This window comes from Dokdonella soli (genome assembly GCF_039523175.1).
Lineage (GTDB): Bacteria > Pseudomonadota > Gammaproteobacteria > Xanthomonadales > Rhodanobacteraceae > Dokdonella_A > Dokdonella_A soli.
In genome coordinates, this window is record NZ_BAAAEU010000024.1 from 322,619 (window position 1) to 339,457 (window position 16,839).

A 16,839-nucleotide genomic window follows, 5' to 3' on the forward strand; every position below is an offset into this window, starting at 1 on the left:
TGCGGCAAGATGTCCGGGCAGTGCACCCATCCGCCCTCCCGCAGGAAGCATCGCGATTGATCATGAACAACGACGCCTCGCCCTCTCCTGAAGACACCGCGGCCGAACATGGTTTCCGCTTTGTCATCGGCTGGCCCGCCAACGCGGCGGAAGACGCGGCGGCGATCCGCGCTTTCTGGCGCCGCGAAGGTGCACTGACCGATGACGCATCGATGGACCAGCGCCTCACCCAGGTCGTGATGCATGCGCGCACGAAAGCCGGCGAGGTCGCCGGCGTCTGCACCGCGATACCGATGACATTGCCGCGCCTCGGCCAGCCGATGTATTACTGGCGCACCTTCATCGGTGCACGATGGCGTTCGAGTCCGCTCGTGATGTCGCTGCTGAAGCGCTCCTGCGTGTTGCTCGAGGACCACGCGCGTGCGCACGACTTCCCGTGCATCGGCGTGCTGCTCGAACTCGAGAACGACCGCTTCCGCGAACGAGGCCGCATGGCGACCTGGTTCAGTCCGCGCTTCGTCTATATCGGGCGCAGCGACCGCGGCCTCGACCTGCGCGCCCTGTACTTCAAGGGTGCGCGCCTGAAGCCGCCGCCGAAGGGCTGACGCCGCCGACAGCGTCCCAACCACGCTGCGGTTCACGACATGCCCGCACCGTCTATCCGCGAGCCTACATAGGCACGACCGAAACCGGCGTCGATATCTGTCCTGCCCCCATGACGGACCTAAATTTTTTGCAAGGTTCCAGCAAGGTAGGTCCGCAAGAATGAGCCCGCGTGATGGCGCTCGTTGACCGCTCGGCAACCAAAGCCACGTGGAAGCTGCGCGATAAAAATCGAACCTTGGGGCGCAGAGGGGAACGTGGCGCGTCGAAGCCCGACCGCATCGAAACTACGTCACCCAGGGGGTCGTAATGTCCAAGCCAATGGCATCCTTGCTGCTCCATATCTCGCGCCACAAACCTTTGGCCGCGTGCGTGATCGCCGCTTTCGCACTGTCAACGCCCTCGGCCTGGGCTGCGACCACATGGACGGTGGACACGTGCGGGGATGCCGGGGTCTCCACTGGCCTGACCTCGGGCGATCTGCGCTATGCGATCAACCACGCCTTCAGCGGCGACACGATCGATATGATCGGTCTCCCAGCGTTGCAGTGCAGCAGGATCTCCTTGCTGACCGGCGCGCTGGTTGCCAACCAGGCAACGCTGACACTCAACGGCCCCGGCGTCGACAAACTCGATATCGACGCTGCGATAGTGAACAGTCGCGTGATCAATCATCAGGGCACCGGCACGCTCTACATCAACGGCGTGGCCTTGAGTTCTGGCACGTATTCTTCGTCAAGTGCTGCCAGAGGTGGCTGCCTGTACAGCAAAGGCAGTGTCGCCCTGAGTCACGCCAGCGTGTATTCGTGCACAGCGAGGACGACGGCTGGAGTTGCCGTGGCGCAAGGCGGCGGCATCTTCACTCAGCAAAAACTCACCCTCAACGCCAGTTCGGTGCACGACAACAGCGCGGATGCGTCCAGCGGTGGTTCCGCCGCGGGCGGCGGCGCATATACCGCCGCCACCGTAGGTAACCAGTTCCTCGCCCAGGACAGCACGATCGCGCACAATCACGTCACGGCGGCCAACACTGTCAATTCGAACGGTGGTGGTCTGCGCCTGCGGACCGGCGGCGTCATCAGCAACTCGACGATTTCCGGCAACACCAGCAACGGCGACGCGGGCGGCATCTCCGTGAACACGGGCGGTCCCACACCGCCATCGTTTTCTCTGCTGAGCAGCACCGTTTCCGGCAATTCGGCGGCACATTTCGCCAGTGGCGTGCTCGCCAACAACGTTGCCACGGTCGTGACGAACAGCACCATCGCGTTCAACACCACCAGCAACACGAGCACGATTCCGCCGTCCGCTGGCCTCGTGATCAACCAGTTTTCGGGCAACCCGCTGCCCCTGACTCTGCAGAGCAACATCATCGCGAATAACACCACGGCCAGCACTTCAAGCCCTGAAAATGATTTCGGCTTCGTCAGTTACCTTGGACCATTCAGCAACAGCAGCACCAACAACCTGATCGGCGGTGTCTACTCGGGTGTGCCCCTGCCTGCCGGAACCATCAGCGGCGTCTGCCCGCGACTCGGGCCACTGCGCTTCAACGGCGGGCCGACCTCGACGCACGCCTTGCTGAGCGGCAGCCGCGGCATCGACGAAGGTGCCAATGGACTGAACTTCGCCGATGACCAACGCGGCCCGGGATATCCGCGTATCTCCGGCAGCGTGGCCGACATCGGCGCCTACGAGGTGCAGCAAGCCGACATGGTCTTCGACAACGGCTTCGATGGCTGCCCGGCTCTGCCGCCGTAGCACAAGCGCCGCGATCAGCCGTCTTGCAACATGCCTGCGTTGCGCCACAATGCCCGCATGAACGACACCGCGCCCGAGACCGAGAACGCCGAACCGAAAGTTGCCGAACCCGCTGTCGAGCAGGTGCTCGGCAGCGTCCACACGACGAATTTCCCGGACCTGTTGCGCCAGCTCGGCAGCTGCCTCGTGGTCAGCACCTACCAGGCTGGCAAGCTGGTGATCCTGCGTCCGGACGGCGCCAGCATCAACACGCATTTCCGCACGTTCAACCGGCCGATGGGCATGGCCGCCGACGGCGAACGCATGGCGCTCGGCACCGCGATCGAGATCGCCGAGTTCCGCAACATGCCGGCGCTCGCCAAGCGCCTGCAGGATCCGCCGCGCCACGACGCGGTCTTCCTCGCGCGGCGCGTGCACATCACCGGCGCGATCGACATCCACGAGATGGCCTGGGACAAGCACGGCGACCTGTGGTTCGTGAATACGCTGTTTTCGTGCCTGTGCACGCTGGACGCGAAATCGAGTTTCGTGCCGCGCTGGCGTCCGCGGTTCGTCAGCCACTATGCGCCGGAGGACCGCTGCCACCTGAACGGCTTGGCGATGCGCGACGGCCGCCCACGCTACCTGACCTCGCTCGGCGAGACGAACGACCCGCAGGGCTGGCGCAGGAACAAGCGCGACGGCGGCCTGCTGATCGACATGGCGACCGACAAGGTCATCGTGCGCGGGCTGTCGATGCCGCACTCGCCGCGCTGGTACGACGGCCGCCTCTGGGTGCTCGAATCCGGCCGCGGCAAGCTGGTGACGATCGATCCGAAGACCGGCGAGAAGAAGGACATCGCGAGCGTGCCCGGCTTCGCGCGCGGTCTCGACTTCATCGGCCCGGTCGCCTTCATCGGCCTCTCGCAGCTGCGCGAGAGCAACGCGTTCACCGACATCGAGATCACCGAGGCGAACGCCGATCGCCAGAGCGGCGTCTGGGCCGTACACATCGGCACCGGCAACACGATCGGCCTGCTGAAGTTCACCGGCGGCGTGCAGGAGATCTTCGCGGTGCAGGCGCTGCCGGGCACGCTGTTCCCCGAAATCATTCATGAGGGCGATTACCTTGCCAGCGCCTACGCGCTGCCGGACGAAGCGCTGCGCGAGGTCGCGTTCACGCCGCCCGCGGTGCCGGCGGAAACCGACGCCGCCCCGGCGTATTCCACCCGCTGAACGGCTTCCCCCTTCTCCCCTCGGGACACAAAACGGCAGGACTGCCGTTTTGCACGGCGAATGCCGCCCGCAGGGCGAGTAACCGCCGGATGAGGCGGGCCCTCACCCCTCTCCCACACGGAGAGAGGCTCCCTAGGCTGCCGTTTCGCCAGATTCTGACGGTCGCGTCAGAGAGCGCAAAAGCGAATGCAGGCTAGAATCGCGGCCCAGTCGTCGTGTGCATGCCATGACCTACCTGAACCTGCCGTTCCAGATTCCCGGCTACCGGATCATCCGGCGGCTCGGACTGGGCGGCATGGCCACCGTGTACCTGGCGACTCAGGAATCGCTGGCGCGACCGGTCGCGGTCAAGGTGCTGGCCAGCGAACGCGCGCCCAGCGACGACCTGGTGCAGCGCTTCGAGCACGAGGCGCGCACGATCGCGCGGCTCGACCACCCGCACATCGTCAGCATCTTCGACGTCGGCCGCACCTCGACCGGCCAGATCTACTACACGATGCCGTATCTGCCGAACGGCGACCTGTCCGGACGCAACTTGCGCGACAGCCCGGAACGCGTGCTCGAGGTCACGCGCTCGCTCGCCGAAGCGCTCGGTTGCGCACACGACCAGGGTATCGTGCACCGCGACGTGAAACCCGAGAACGTGCTGTTCGACAAGCTCGACCGCCCGCTGCTCGCCGATTTCGGCATCGCGCTGAGCAACTCGACCGAACCGCGCATGACCCGCGAAGGCGCGACGATCGGATCGTCGGGCTACATGAGTCCCGAGCAGGCACGCGGCCAGCCGATCGATGGTCGCGCCGACCTCTACGGCCTCGGCGTGGTCTGCTACGAGATGCTGACCGGCGAGACGCCGTTCCAGGGCCCTGACGCGCTCGCGGTCGCGCTGGCGCACATCGAACAGCCGGTACCGCGCCTGCCGGTCACGCGGCGCGTCTGGCAGCCGCTGATCGACAAGGCGCTGGCTAAGCATCCCGACGCGCGCTTCCAGAGCGCCGAGGAACTGCTGGCGGCGCTCGACATGGTCGAGAGGCGGATGCGCACGCCGACACCGATCGGTCTGACCCGATGGTCGATGCCGCTGGTCGAACGCGTGGTCGCGGTTCCGCGCCGGCATCGCGCGATGGCGCTGTTGGGCGTGATCCTGATGGCCGTGGCCGGGCTGCTGGCGCTGCTGCCGCGGACACCGGAACGCACCGCCACACCCGACCCGACGGACGCAGGCATGGCATTGCCCGTGCTCTCCGAGCCGGCACTGGCCGGCGGCGTGACGACGGCGGATGCAGGCGCGAATGCGAGCGCCGCCGCCGCTGCATCCGGCGACGCGATTCCGCCCGCGGCGGACTCTGTCGACCCGAAAACCATCACCCGCGAACAGCGCCTGCGGCAGGCCACCGAGCTGATCGAACGTGGGCGTCTGGTCACGCCGGCGGGCGACAACGCGGCGGCGCGCTATCTCGCGATCCTGGCCGCCGAACCGCGCCAGCGCGATGCGCTCAATGGCATCGGGCATATCCTGGACCTGCTGGCAACGCAAGCGGCTGCTGCGATCGCGGATGGCGACACTGCGGCAGCGGTCACGGCAGTCACCGGGGGCGCCGATCTCGCCGAGCACGCGAAGCTCACCTCCGCGCCAGCGTTTACCGCGTTCGTCGAACCGATCCATCGCGCCGTCGAGGCGCAGCTCGGTCGCAAGCGCGATCCCTTCGACACGTCCCGGATCGAACCGCTGCGGCCGCTGCTCCCGGCGCTTGCGCGTATCGATCCGAAACAGGCGCGCGCGGTGCAGGACGATCTCGAACTGCCCGCGAAACTGCTGCGCAAGGGCGGCGAATTCCATGATCCGAACGGTCCCTCGATGGTCGTCATGCCGGCATCGCGCGCAATGGCGGGACATGTCGATCACGCGTTCGCGATCGCCGCTACCGATGTTACGCGCGGCGCGTATGCGCGTTTCGTCGCGGCCAGCGGACGCGCGCCCACGCGCTGCCGCACATCGCAGCGTCTGTTCGCGCGCTCCGACGGCCTCGGCTGGCGCACTCCCGGCTTCGCACAAGGTGACGATCATCCGGTCGTCTGCGTCAGCTGGGACGATGCGAACGCCTACGCGCACTGGCTGAGCCGGCGTACCGGAGCGCGCTACCGCCTGCCGAGCCCGCAGGAATGGCTGCTGGCCGCGCAGACCGCCGGCGCCGGCACCGCCTGCGGTGCCGCAAACATCGACCACAGCTCGCGCAAGCCGAACTGCGACGACGGCTTTGAGTACACCGCACCGGTCGGCCATTTCGCCGCGACACCGCCGGGCCTGTACGACATCGCCGGCAATGTCAGCGCGTGGATCGACGGTTGCGCGAAGCGCGACGGCAACACCGCGGGTTGCAGCGAGCACACGTTCCGCGGCCTGTCCTGGCGCGACGACGACGACGACTCCAATCTCACCCGCACCGGCACCAGCGCAGGCGACATCGGCTATGCGAACGTCGGATTCCGCCTCGTGCGCGAGCTGCCGGTAGGCGATCCTTCGCGGTGATGCCACGCGTTCGATGCCGGCTCACCACGATGGCGCTGCCGCTTCTGCGTTCGAACATCTTCCTCTCTTCGTGAAACCCCATGCGTCCTCTCTACATCCAGCGCTACCTGCTCACCGGCCTGCTCACGTTCATTCCGATCTGGCTGACCTGGGTCGTGTTCAAGTCGATCTTCTCGCTGCTCTCCGAAGTCAATCTGCCGTGGGTCTCTGCACTGTTCGACGCGCTTGCGAAAGCGTTCCCTGAAACACTGGGCCGGATCAACCAGGGCTGGCTGATCTCGCTGCTCGCGTTCATCGTGACGATCGTCGCGTTGTACGTGATGGGCTTCGCCGCGAACCGCGTGTTCGGACGGCGGTTGCTCGGTGCGTTCGAGCGCCTCATCGACCGCATCCCGATCGCGCACAGCATCTACGGGGGTGCGAAGAAACTGATGGGCATGCTGCAAAGCAAGCCGAGCGGCACGCAGCGCGTGGTGCTGATCGATTTTCCGTCGCCGGAACTGAAGTCCGTCGGCTTCGTCACGCGCGTGTTCCGCGACGCGGATGGTGTCGAGCTCGCTGCCGTCTACGTGCCGACCACGCCGAACCCGACCGGCGGTTATCTCGAGATCGTCCCGGTCGAACGTCTGATCGCGACCGACTGGAGCGTCGACCAGGCGATGGCGTTCATCCTCTCCGCCGGCGCCGCCGCGCCGGACATCTTGCCGTTCGCGATCGGGCGCAAGGCGCCGGTCTTGGCGGAGTAGGTCCGCGCGGCACGGCTCAGGCGAGCGGGCCACGTGCACAGTCGGCACTGCGGCCGCGATGGCCCGGCGCCGGATGGAATCGACATGAACGCAGGCGCCCCGGTGACCGCTGCCGCAACGGCCATTATTTCGTTTCGACGATCTTCTTCAGATTGTCGAGTCCGGCCTGGTAGACGCTGCCCATCGTCTTCGTCGCGGTCGCATCGTTCTCGTTCGCCGCGGGGTTCGGGCCGGTGTTCTTGCGCTTGAACGTGCCGGACCAGGTGACCTTCGAGCGGTTCTTGCCGGCCGCCTTGACGCTGAGCGTCGAGGTGTAGGCGCTGACCGGCAGCACGCCTTCGAGGATCGTGTAGCGGAACCGGTGGTGCTTCGCGTCGAAGCCGAGCAGTTTTTCCCTGACTGTTCCACCATCGCGCAGCGTGAGCACGCGCACGGCGCCTACCTCGTTGTTCGTGCCGACGGCGATCTCGTCCTTGGCGACCGCCGGATGCCAGCGGGCGAGGCCATCGAAGTCCCGGGCCTTCTCCCATACCGCCCCAGGCTCGGCGTGGACGATCACGCTCTTGCTGACCTTGAGCACCGGCGCCGCAGCGAAGCTGAGGCCCGACGACGCGGCCAACATGACCAAGGCGATGCTGCGAACGATCTTCACGATGTCGATCTCCCGTCTGTCAAGATTCCGGACCGGGCCGGAGTCATCGCGGCTAATCTGACATAACCGGGTGGAGGTCGCATCTGTTGCTCGCTGGGACGGCTGCATCCCCACACGATCGCGGCGTACCATCGCGCTCCTTCCATCCAGTGAGCGACGTTACGATGAATCTTCCGATCGCGGCGTTTTGCCGTTGCGCGTGGTTCGCCGTCGCTACCACCCTCTTCCACACAGAACCCATCATGGCCGCCGACTGGACCACTCCCGCGGAACATGCCAAGTTCGAGACCACGCCTTCGTACGCGGAGACGCGCGCCTATCTCGAACGCCTTGCGGCCGCCGCGCCGAAGCAACTCACGCTGACCCGCTTCGGCGTCTCGCCCGAGGGCCGCGACCTGATGCTGGTCGTCGCCGCGAAGGACGGCGAGTTCACGCCCGAGGCCGCACATGCGTCCGGCAAGGCGATCGTCATGGTCCAGGCCGGCATCCATGCCGGCGAGATCGAAGGCAACGATGCCGGACTGATGCTGTTGCGCGACCTCACCATCGGCGCGAAGCACGCGAATCTGCTCGACCACGCGATCCTGGTCTACCTGCCGATCTTCAACGTCGACGGCCACGAGAACGTCAGTCCGTATCACCGCATCAACCAGCTCGGTCCGCGCGAGATGGGTTTCCGCGCGACCGCACAGAACCTGAACCTCAATCGCGACTACATGAAGGCCGACGCGCCGGAGATGCGCGACTGGCTGGCGATGTTCGACGCCTGGCTGCCCGATCTGTTCATGGACATCCACACCACGAACGGCGCCGACTATCCGTACGACCTGACCTGGTACCTGGAGGAATGGGGCCCGCTGCATCCGGCAGTGAAGCGTTGGGAAAAGGACGCGTTCGAGGGAGCGATCTTCCCGGCGTTCGAGAAGCGTGGTCATCTGGCCGCGCCGTACCTGAACCTCATCGACCATCGCGACATCACCAAGGGCATCGACAACTTCGGCTCCGGTCCGCGCTTCTCGACCGGCTACGTCGCTCTGCGCAACCGCGCGGCGCTGCTGGTCGAGACGCACATGCTGAAGTCCTATGCGACGCGGGTGCAGGCGACCTACGACCTTGTCGTTTCGACGCTCGAACACGTCAACCGCGACGGCAACGCGTTGCGCAAAGCAGTCGCACAGGCCGATGCGGACACGATCGCGCGCGCCCATGATGCGAATGCGGCATCGCCGGTCGCGTTCGCGACCAGCAGGCAATCGACGCCGTTCACCCTGAAGGGCTACGAGTTCACGCACAGCGCGAGCGCGATCTCCGGCGATACCTGGGTCCGCTACGACCCGACCAAGCCGAAGACCTACACGACCCCGTTCTTCCGCGACCTCGTCGCGACCGACACCGCGCGCCTGCCGGCCGCGTACCTGGTTCCCGCTGCGTGGCCGCAGATCGCCGAGAAGCTGCGCCAGCATGGCATCCGTTTCGAACGCGTGAGCCAGCCACTGAAGCTGCGCGTCGAACGCTACCAGCTCGGCGCGCCGCGTTGGGACGACAAGCCGTTCGAGAGCCGCCATCTGCTGCGCGAATTCACGCAGTCGAGCGAACATGCCGACATGGAATTCACGGCCGGCGCGATCCTGGTTCCGCTCGACCAGCGCGCTGCGAACGTCGCGGTGAACCTGCTCGAACCACGCGCATCCGACTCGCTGCTGCGCTGGGGTTTCTTCGACACGGTCTTCGAGCAGAAGGAATCGTCCGATGCGCGCGTCGCCGAGCGGCTCGCACGCGAGATGCTGGCGAAGGACCCTGCGCTGCAGAAGGAGTTCGATGCGAAGCTCGCGGCCGATCCGGCGTTCGCAAAATCCCCGGAGGCGCGGCTCGCGTTCTTCTACGACCGCTCGCCGTGGTACGCGGTGCAGCGCGTCGGCGCGTATCCGGTCGTGCGCCTGGATGCCGAAGCACTGAAGCAGGCACGCGCGGCGCGCTAGCGCACCGTCTCATCTTGAAAATCGACTCCACGTCTCCGGGCATGTTCGATCGAGCGAGTCCGATGATGGGTCGCGTGTCGTCACAGGAACGCAACGCCGCGATTCGATGCAATGGCGGCTATTCGCTCGCCTGCATCACGGAGCCGAAAAACAGCTCCAGCACCCGGTTGGCGACCGCCTCATTCACCTGAACCGGATTGACCATGTGGGCGAACTTCACCGATTCGGCGAGCGCACACAGGCCGATCGCCATTTCGCGCGCGGGAAGCGGCGGTTTCGTGCCGGTCAACTCGTGGTAGCGCTCGACGAAACCGCTGACGTGCGTGTAGTTCTCGTCGATGAGCTGGTTCAGCCGCGTGCGAAACGCGGCATGGCGCACCGCATGCAGGCGCGCCTCCATCCATAGCGCGCATTGATCGTTGTTGCGATAGACCTGGCCGTAGAACGAGCGCAGCCGATCGCCGAGATCATGCATGTCCGACGTGGTGCGGAAGACCTCGTGGAAGACTTCGAGCATCTCCGCATGGTCGTCGCGCAGCAGCTCGATGAAGAGATCGTCCTTGCCCTTGAAGTTCGAATAGAACGCGCCGCGCGTATAGCCGGCCTCGGCGACGATGTCCTCCACGCTGGTGCCGCCGAAGCCGCGCTTGGCGATCACCTTGCCTGCGGCGGCCAGCAGCGCCTGCCGGGTCTGGGCTCGACTTTCCTCTCGATTCAATCGTTTACGGACCATATCGCCAGAATATCACGAGCCTCGGTTCTTTGATACGAAATCGTATTGAAATACATATATGTATCCAAATATGATAGCGTATCGAGACATCGTCGCTGCGGAAGAAGACTCGCCATGAACGCGTCAAAGCCCATCCTCACAACCGCCCGTACTGCGTTGGCGGCCGTCGCATGCATCACCCTGCTCGCGCTCGCCACAGCCGGCTGCCAAAACACGACGGCAGAGCCGTCCAAGGCCGTTCCAGTGCGACCGGTGGTCGCGCAGACGGTTTCGGCCGGCGACCGGGCGTTGGTCGAGCGCTACAGCGGCGAAGTCCATGCGCGCTATGAAGCGCCGATCGCGTTCCGTATCGACGGCAAGATCACGCGTCGCGATGTCGGCATCGGCGACCACGTCAAGGCCGGGCAACTGCTGGCCACGCTCGACCCCAGCGACGCAACGATGAACGCGGCCGGCGCGCGCGCGGCCGTCGCCGCAGCGACCAGCCAGCGCGATGTGGCCCGCCTGCAACGCGACCGCATCGCCAGCCTGCGTCAGCGCGCCCTGGTCAGCCAATCGCAGCTGGATCAGGCCGAGGATGCCTTGAAAGCAGCCGAAGCCGCCCTGCAACAGGCACGGCAACAGCTGGGCGTGCGCGAGAACCAGGTCAGATACGCATCGCTCACGGCCGAGCACGACGGCGTGATCACGACGCAGGATGCGGAGGCCGGCCAGGTTGTCGCCGCCGGCCAGCGCGTGTTCGGCCTGGCCTGGTCGGACGAACGCGAGGTCTACATCGCCGTGCCGGAAAGCCGCGTCGCCGCGTTGCGGGCCAACGCCGACATGAAGGTCACGCTATGGGCACAGCCCGGCCGTCGCTACGACGGCAGGCTGCGCGAATTGTCCGCGGCTGCGGACCCGCAGAGCCGCACGTTCCTCGCCAAGGTCACGATCGTCGACGCAGGCCCGGATGTTCAACTGCAAATGAGTGCGGACGTCGCCGCGACATCCACGGCCACAGCCGGCACGTTCACGCTGCCCGCGAGCGCGCTGTTCCACCGCGACGCGCAGCCCGCCGTCTGGGTCGTCGACGAGCATTCGCGACTGGCGCTGCGTGACGTCGTCGTGGCGCGCTACGTCGACGACGGCGTGGCGATCGGCAGCGGCCTCTCGCCGGGTGAACGCGTCGTCACACGAGGAGTGCATACGCTGCACGCCGGGGATGCGGTCCGCATCGTCGACCTGCCGTTCCAGCCGAACGAAGTCGCCGCGCGATGAGCGGCTTCAATCTCTCCGCCTGGGCGCTGCGCCAGCGCGCGCTGGTCGTCTATTTGATGGCGATAACAGCGTTGCTGGGCCTGTACGGCTATCTGCACCTCGGCCGTTCCGAGGATCCGCCCTTCACGTTCAAGGTCATGGTGATCCAGACCTGGTGGCCAGGCGCGACGACCCAGCAGGTGCAGGAACAGATCAGCGACCGCGTCGCGCGCAAGCTGCAGGAAACGCCGAACGTCGATTTCGTGACCAGCTATTCGCGGCCCGGCGAATCGGTGGTGCAGTTCTCGATCAAGGATTCGGCGCCCTCTGCCGCCGTTCCCGATACCTGGTACCAGGTGCGCAAGAAGATCGGCGACATCGCGACGCAACTTCCGCAAGGCATCCAGGGGCCGTTTTTCAACGACGAATTCGGCGATGTCTACACGAACATCTATGCACTCGAAGGCGACGGTTTCGGATTCGCCGAGCTGCGCGACTACGCGGACACGATCCGCGCCGAGCTGCTGCGCGTGCCCGGCGTCGGCAAGGTCGACTATTTCGGCGACCAGGAACAGCGCATAACGATCGAGGTCGACAACGCACGTCTTGCCACGCTCGGCATCTCGCCGGCGCAGCTGGCCGCGGCGATCGGCGCGCAGAACAGCGTCGCGGCCGCCGGCGTGATCACGACGGAGCAGGATCGCATCTTCGTACGCCCAAGCGGTCAATTCGGCGACGTCGCCGGCCTGCGCGACACCAGCCTGCGCATCAACGGCAAGCTGTTCCGCCTTGGCGATCTGGCGAACGTGAAACGCGGCTATGTCGACCCGCCGGTCGAACAGGTGCGTTACATGGGACGCCCGGCGCTCGCGATCGGCGTCACCATGCAGGCCGGCGGCAATGTGGTCGAACTCGGCCAGGCGCTCGACGTCGCCAACAAGAGGATCAAGGCGAACCTGCCGGCAGGTCTCGCATTGAACGAATACAGCAGCATGCCGCAAGCCGTCACACACTCGCTCGACGATTTTCTCGAGGCCGTCGCGGAAGCGGTGCTGATCGTGCTCGTGGTAAGCCTCGCCAGTCTCGGCTTCCGCACCGGCATGGTCGTCGCGATCACGATTCCGTTCGTGCTCGCCGCGACGGCGCTCGGCATGTGGTGGTTCGGCATCGGCCTGCACAAGGTGTCGCTCGGCACGTTGATCCTCGCGCTCGGTCTGCTCGTCGACGACGCGATCATCGCCATCGAGATGATGGCCGTCAAACTCGAGGAGGGCTGGGACCGCGTGCGTGCGGCAAGTTTCGCCTACACCAGCACCGCGTTCCCGATGCTGACCGGCACGCTGATCACGGTTGCGGGCTTCCTGCCGATCGCGCTGGCGAAATCCGGCACCGGCGAATACACGCGCTCGATCTTCCAGGTGTCCGCGATCGCGCTGATCGCGTCGTGGATCGCGGCTGTCGTCGTGATTCCGGTGCTTGGTTTCGCGCTGCTGCCCGAAGCACACCAGAAGCGGCCGAACCGCCTTGCGGCCTGGCTGCGCAGCCGTATCCTGCGGCGTCCGCAAGCCACGGCCGCCGAGCATGCTGCGGATCCGTACGACAGCGCGTTCTACCGGCGCTTCGGTCGTTTCGTCGCCTGGTGCGTGGATCATCGCTGGCGCGTGCTGGCCGCAACCCTTGTGTTGTGGATCGTGTCGATCGGCGCTTTCGCCCTCGTGCCGCAGCAGTTCTTTCCGAGTTCGGACCGTACCGAGCTGCTGGTGGACCTGCGCCTCGGCGAAGGCGCCTCGCTGACCGCGACGCTCGCCACGGCCGAACGCATGGAGCGCGAACTGGCCGCCAGCAAGGACGTCGATCACTACGTCAGCTATGTCGGTGCGGGTGCGCCACGCTTCTATCTGCCGCTGGACCAGCAGCTGCCGCGCCCGAATTTCGCGCAGATCGTCGTGACCGCGCGCGACGTCGAAGCGCGCAAGCGCCTCGCCACATTCGTGCAGACGGCGTTGAACGAACGTTTCCCCGATGTCAGCGGTCGCGTCAGTGCGCTCGAGAACGGACCGCCGGTCGGCTTTCCGGTGCAGTTCCGCGTCTCCGGCGATGAGATCGCGAAAGTCCGCGCGATCGCCGAGGACGTCGAGCGCACGATGCGTGCGGACCCCGGAACCGCGAACGTGCAGTTCGATTGGGACGAACCCTCGACACGTTCGATCCGTCTCGAGATCGACCAGGACAAGGCCCGCATCCTCGGGCTGACGTCGCAGGACGTCGCCAACGCGGTCAATCTCGCGCTGAGCGGCCAGGCGGTCACGCAGTTCCGCGAACGCGACAAGCTGATCGAAGTCGACCTTCGCTGGCCGCAGGCACAACGCGTCAATGCCGAGCGCCTCGGCGATCTCGCGATCGCGACACCGACCGGCAAGGCCGTGCCGCTGACGCAACTTGCACGCATCGACTACCGGATGGACTACGGGGTGATCTGGGAGCGCGATCGCCAGCCGACGATCACGGTGCGCTCCGACACTGCCCCGGGCCGGCTCGGCATCGACGTCACGAAAACGGTCGACGCGCGCCTCGACGAGCTGCGCGCGAAACTGCCGATCGGCTATCGCATCGAAGTCGGCGGCTCGGTCGAGAACAGCGCGAAGGCGCAGGCGTCGATCAATGTGCAGATGCCGGTGATGATCCTCGCCGTGCTCACACTGCTGATGCTGCAGCTGCGCAGCTTCTCGCGCACATTGATGGTGCTGCTCACCGCTCCGCTCGGCCTGATCGGCGTCGTCGCCACCTTGCTGCTGTTCCACCAGCCGTTCGGCTTCGTGGCCATGCTCGGCACGATCGCGATGTTCGGCATCATCATGCGCAATTCGGTGATCCTGATCGATCAGATCGAACAGGACATCGGCAGCGGCCACTCCGCCTACGAGGCGATCCAGCGCGCGGTGGTGCGCCGCTTCCGCCCGATCACGCTGACCGCGGCCGCAGCGGTGCTCGCGCTGATCCCGCTGCTGCGCAGCAATTTCTTCGGGCCGATGGCGACGGCGCTGATGGGCGGCATCACGGTCGCGACCGTGCTGACCCTGTTTTATCTGCCGGCGCTCTACGCGATCTGGTTCCGCGTGGCACGGTCGACGTGACCGGCCGGGCAGTCGTTCGTGCAATCCCGAGCGACTGCCCGCTGCCTTGAGGCCCTTCCCTGATCGACGCCGCCGATTCAGGCATGGTGCGGTCCCGGACAGGCGTGGCGCCGAGTCGCCAGGCAGGTGCAATGCCCCCGGAATGACCTTCGACACTGTGCTCGCCCACCTCGCCCACCTAGGCTGACGACCCCCTTTCCATCCTGGAGCGACGCATGCCCGCATGCAGGTTCCGCACGCTGGCAGCCACGCTCGCGCTGGGCCTTGCCGCCGGCGCCAACGCCCGCACCAATGAGCACGGCATCGATCCGAGGAATTTCGACGACGCGGTCGGCGCCTGCACCGATTTCTTCGAGCATGCGAACGGCGGCTGGCTGAAATCGAACCCGATTCCGGCCGAATACAGCCAGTGGAGCCTCGATGACGAGTTGCAGGAGCGCAATCTGCGCCTGCTGCGCGAGATCCTCGAGAACGCGGCGAAGAATCCCGCACCGACCGGCGGCGTCACGCAGAAGATCGGCGATTTCTACGCATCGGCGCTCGACGAGGGCGCCGTCGACGCAGCCGGCTACACGCCGATCAAGCCGGATCTGGCGCGCATCGCCGCGTTGAAGTCGCCGGCCGATGTCGCCACGCTGGTGCGCGAATGGCACGCGCAGGGCATTCCGGCGCTGTTCGATTTCGCGCCCGAGTCGGACATGCGGAACGCGAACCTCGTGATCGGTTACGCGACGCAAGGCGGTCTGGGGCTGCCCGATCGCGATTACTACACGCGCGGCGACGCGAAGTCGAAGGAATTGCTCGGCAAGTATCGCGCGCACGTCGCGCGCATGCTGACCCTGGTCGGCGACGCGAATGCGGACGCGGAAGCGGAAGCAGGCTGGATCGTGGATCTGGAAACCGCGCTGGCCAAGGCATCGCTCGATCGCGTCGCTCTGCGCGAGCCGCTGAATTCGTACCACATGGTGTCGGTCAAGGAAGCCGACGCGCAGACGCCGCATTTCTCCTGGACCGCATTCCACAAGGAACTCGGCCGGGACGATGTGCAGCGCTTCTCGCTGGCGCAGCCGGCATTCTTCGCCGCCGCCGACAAGGCGCTGGCGAGCGTGCCGATTGCGCACTGGCAGGCGTACCTGCGCTGGCATCTGGTCGATTTCGCGGCACCCGCGTTAGCCAAGGACTTCGTCGATGCCGACTTCGACTTCCACGGCCGCACCCTGCGCGGCACGCAGGAGCTGAAACCGCGTTGGAAGCGCGCGATCGACGCGACCAACGAGGCGCTCGGCTTCGCGGTCGGCGAGGCCTACGTCGCGCGCACGTTCCCGCCGGAGGCGAAGCAACGCGCGCTTGTCCTGGTGAAGAATCTGGAAGTCGCGCTGCGCGCGCGCCTCGAGAAACTCGATTGGATGGGCGCGGACACCAAGAAGGCGGCCTACGCAAAGCTCGAAACGCTGGTGCCGAAGGTCGGCTATCCGGATCGCTGGCGCGACTATTCCGCGCTGACGATCAAGCGCGGCGCCTATTTCGACAACGTGCGCGCAGCCGCCGCGTTCGAGGCCAGGCGCCAGTTCGCGAAGATCGGCAAGCCGGTCGATCGCAGCGAATGGGGCATGCTGCCGCAGACCGTCAATGCGTACTACAACCCGCTGCAGAACGAGATCGTATTCCCGGCCGCGCAATTGCAGCCGCCCTACTTCGACGCGACGATGGACGATGCGGTGAACTACGGCGGCATCGGCGCGGTGATCGGCCATGAGATGCTGCACGGCTTCGACGACGCGGGCAGCCAGTTCGATGCGCAGGGCAACCTGCGCGACTGGTGGACGAAGCAGGATCGCGAACGCTTCAACGCGCGCACCACGGAACTCGTGCAGCAGTTCGACGCGTACGTGCCGATCGACAACCTGCATATCAACGGCAAGCTCACGCTCGGCGAGAACATCGCGGATTTCGGTGGCTTGCAGGTCGCCTGGGATGCCTTCAAGCTGACCGACGAAGGCAAATCCGGCCAGGCGCGTGACGGCTTCGCGCCGGGGCAGCGTTTCTTCCTCGCGTTCGCCCAGAGCTGGCGCACCCAGCAGCGGCCCGAGGCGTTGCGCCTGCAGGTGCAGTCGAACGAACATGCGCCGGCGAAGTTCCGCGTCGACGGCCCGGTCAGCAATGTACCGGCCTTCGCAGCGGCGTTCTCATGCAAATCCGGCCAGCCGATGGCGCGCGCACCCGCGGGGCGCGTCGAGATCTGGTGAGCCA

General features: G+C 66.0%; 11 protein-coding genes. 9 read left to right on the forward strand and 2 right to left on the reverse strand.

Translation table 11 applies throughout. From position 1 onward, the window contains the following. Positions 1-62: 62 nt before the first annotated feature. The 5 genes from ABD002_RS15410 (at position 63) to ABD002_RS15430 (ending at position 6,855) form a co-directional block, all read left to right on the forward strand. On the forward strand, positions 63-605 hold the full coding sequence (locus tag ABD002_RS15410) for a hypothetical protein (RefSeq protein ID WP_343792643.1): 543 nt from the start codon (positions 63-65) through the stop codon (positions 603-605). 307 nt (positions 606-912) lie between these two features. Next, on the forward strand, positions 913-2,364 hold the full coding sequence (locus ABD002_RS15415; protein ID WP_343792645.1) for a choice-of-anchor Q domain-containing protein: 1,452 nt from the start codon (positions 913-915) through the stop codon (positions 2,362-2,364). Between the two features lie 57 nt (positions 2,365-2,421). Beyond that, entirely contained in the window at positions 2,422-3,579 is a 1,158-nt protein-coding gene (locus ABD002_RS15420) for a TIGR03032 family protein (protein ID WP_343792647.1), read from the forward strand. A 226-nt stretch (positions 3,580-3,805) separates the two neighbouring features. After that, entirely contained in the window at positions 3,806-6,109 is a 2,304-nt protein-coding gene (locus tag ABD002_RS15425) for a bifunctional serine/threonine-protein kinase/formylglycine-generating enzyme family protein (RefSeq protein WP_343792649.1), read from the forward strand. Positions 6,110-6,189: 80 nt separating this feature from the next. After that, positions 6,190-6,855, forward strand: coding sequence for a DUF502 domain-containing protein (locus tag ABD002_RS15430; protein WP_343792651.1), 666 nt, complete (start codon positions 6,190-6,192; stop codon positions 6,853-6,855). A 124-nt stretch (positions 6,856-6,979) separates the two neighbouring features. Here ABD002_RS15430 and ABD002_RS15435 read toward each other — a convergent pair whose 3' ends face one another. Further along, on the reverse strand, positions 6,980-7,507 hold the full coding sequence (locus tag ABD002_RS15435; protein ID WP_343792653.1) for an SRPBCC family protein: 528 nt from the start codon (positions 7,505-7,507) through the stop codon (positions 6,980-6,982). Between the two features lie 242 nt (positions 7,508-7,749). On the opposite strand from ABD002_RS15435, the gene ABD002_RS15440 reads away from it, so the two are divergent. After that, positions 7,750-9,486, forward strand: coding sequence for a M14 family metallopeptidase (locus ABD002_RS15440; protein ID WP_343792655.1), 1,737 nt, complete (start codon positions 7,750-7,752; stop codon positions 9,484-9,486). A gap of 118 nt (positions 9,487-9,604) precedes the next feature. Here the strand turns inward: ABD002_RS15440 and ABD002_RS15445 are convergent, their stop codons facing one another. Then, complete coding sequence (locus ABD002_RS15445; RefSeq protein WP_343792657.1) at positions 9,605-10,219, reverse strand: TetR/AcrR family transcriptional regulator; 615 nt, start codon at positions 10,217-10,219, stop codon at positions 9,605-9,607. A 156-nt stretch (positions 10,220-10,375) separates the two neighbouring features. On the opposite strand from ABD002_RS15445, the gene ABD002_RS15450 reads away from it, so the two are divergent. The 3 genes from ABD002_RS15450 to ABD002_RS15460 all read left to right on the forward strand — a co-directional run bounded on the left by ABD002_RS15450 (position 10,376) and on the right by ABD002_RS15460 (position 16,835). After that, entirely contained in the window at positions 10,376-11,476 is a 1,101-nt protein-coding gene (locus ABD002_RS15450) for an efflux RND transporter periplasmic adaptor subunit (RefSeq protein WP_343792659.1), read from the forward strand. After that, the gene (locus ABD002_RS15455) at positions 11,473-14,589 is read left to right on the forward strand and encodes an efflux RND transporter permease subunit (protein WP_343792661.1); all 3,117 of its coding nucleotides are present in this window, start codon (positions 11,473-11,475) and stop codon (positions 14,587-14,589) included. Before ABD002_RS15450 ends, ABD002_RS15455 begins: the two co-directional genes overlap by 4 nt. 215 nt (positions 14,590-14,804) lie before the next feature. After that, positions 14,805-16,835 (forward strand): M13 family metallopeptidase, encoded by a 2,031-nt coding sequence (locus ABD002_RS15460; RefSeq protein ID WP_343792663.1) that lies wholly within the window; start codon positions 14,805-14,807, stop codon positions 16,833-16,835. Positions 16,836-16,839: the final 4 nt, after the last annotated feature.

Coding starts and splice junctions, on each gene's coding strand:
- ABD002_RS15420 (WP_343792647.1), top strand. CDS start 2,422: ATGAACGACACCGCGCCCGAGACCGAGAACGCCGAACCGAAAGTTGCC.
- ABD002_RS15410 (WP_343792643.1), top strand. CDS start 63: ATGAACAACGACGCCTCGCCCTCTCCTGAAGACACCGCGGCCGAACAT.
- ABD002_RS15430 (WP_343792651.1), top strand. CDS start 6,190: ATGCGTCCTCTCTACATCCAGCGCTACCTGCTCACCGGCCTGCTCACG.
- ABD002_RS15415 (WP_343792645.1), top strand. CDS start 913: ATGTCCAAGCCAATGGCATCCTTGCTGCTCCATATCTCGCGCCACAAA.
- ABD002_RS15425 (WP_343792649.1), top strand. CDS start 3,806: ATGACCTACCTGAACCTGCCGTTCCAGATTCCCGGCTACCGGATCATC.
- ABD002_RS15440 (WP_343792655.1), top strand. CDS start 7,750: ATGGCCGCCGACTGGACCACTCCCGCGGAACATGCCAAGTTCGAGACC.
- ABD002_RS15460 (WP_343792663.1), top strand. CDS start 14,805: ATGCCCGCATGCAGGTTCCGCACGCTGGCAGCCACGCTCGCGCTGGGC.
- ABD002_RS15445 (WP_343792657.1), bottom strand. CDS start 10,219: ATGGTCCGTAAACGATTGAATCGAGAGGAAAGTCGAGCCCAGACCCGG.
- ABD002_RS15455 (WP_343792661.1), top strand. CDS start 11,473: ATGAGCGGCTTCAATCTCTCCGCCTGGGCGCTGCGCCAGCGCGCGCTG.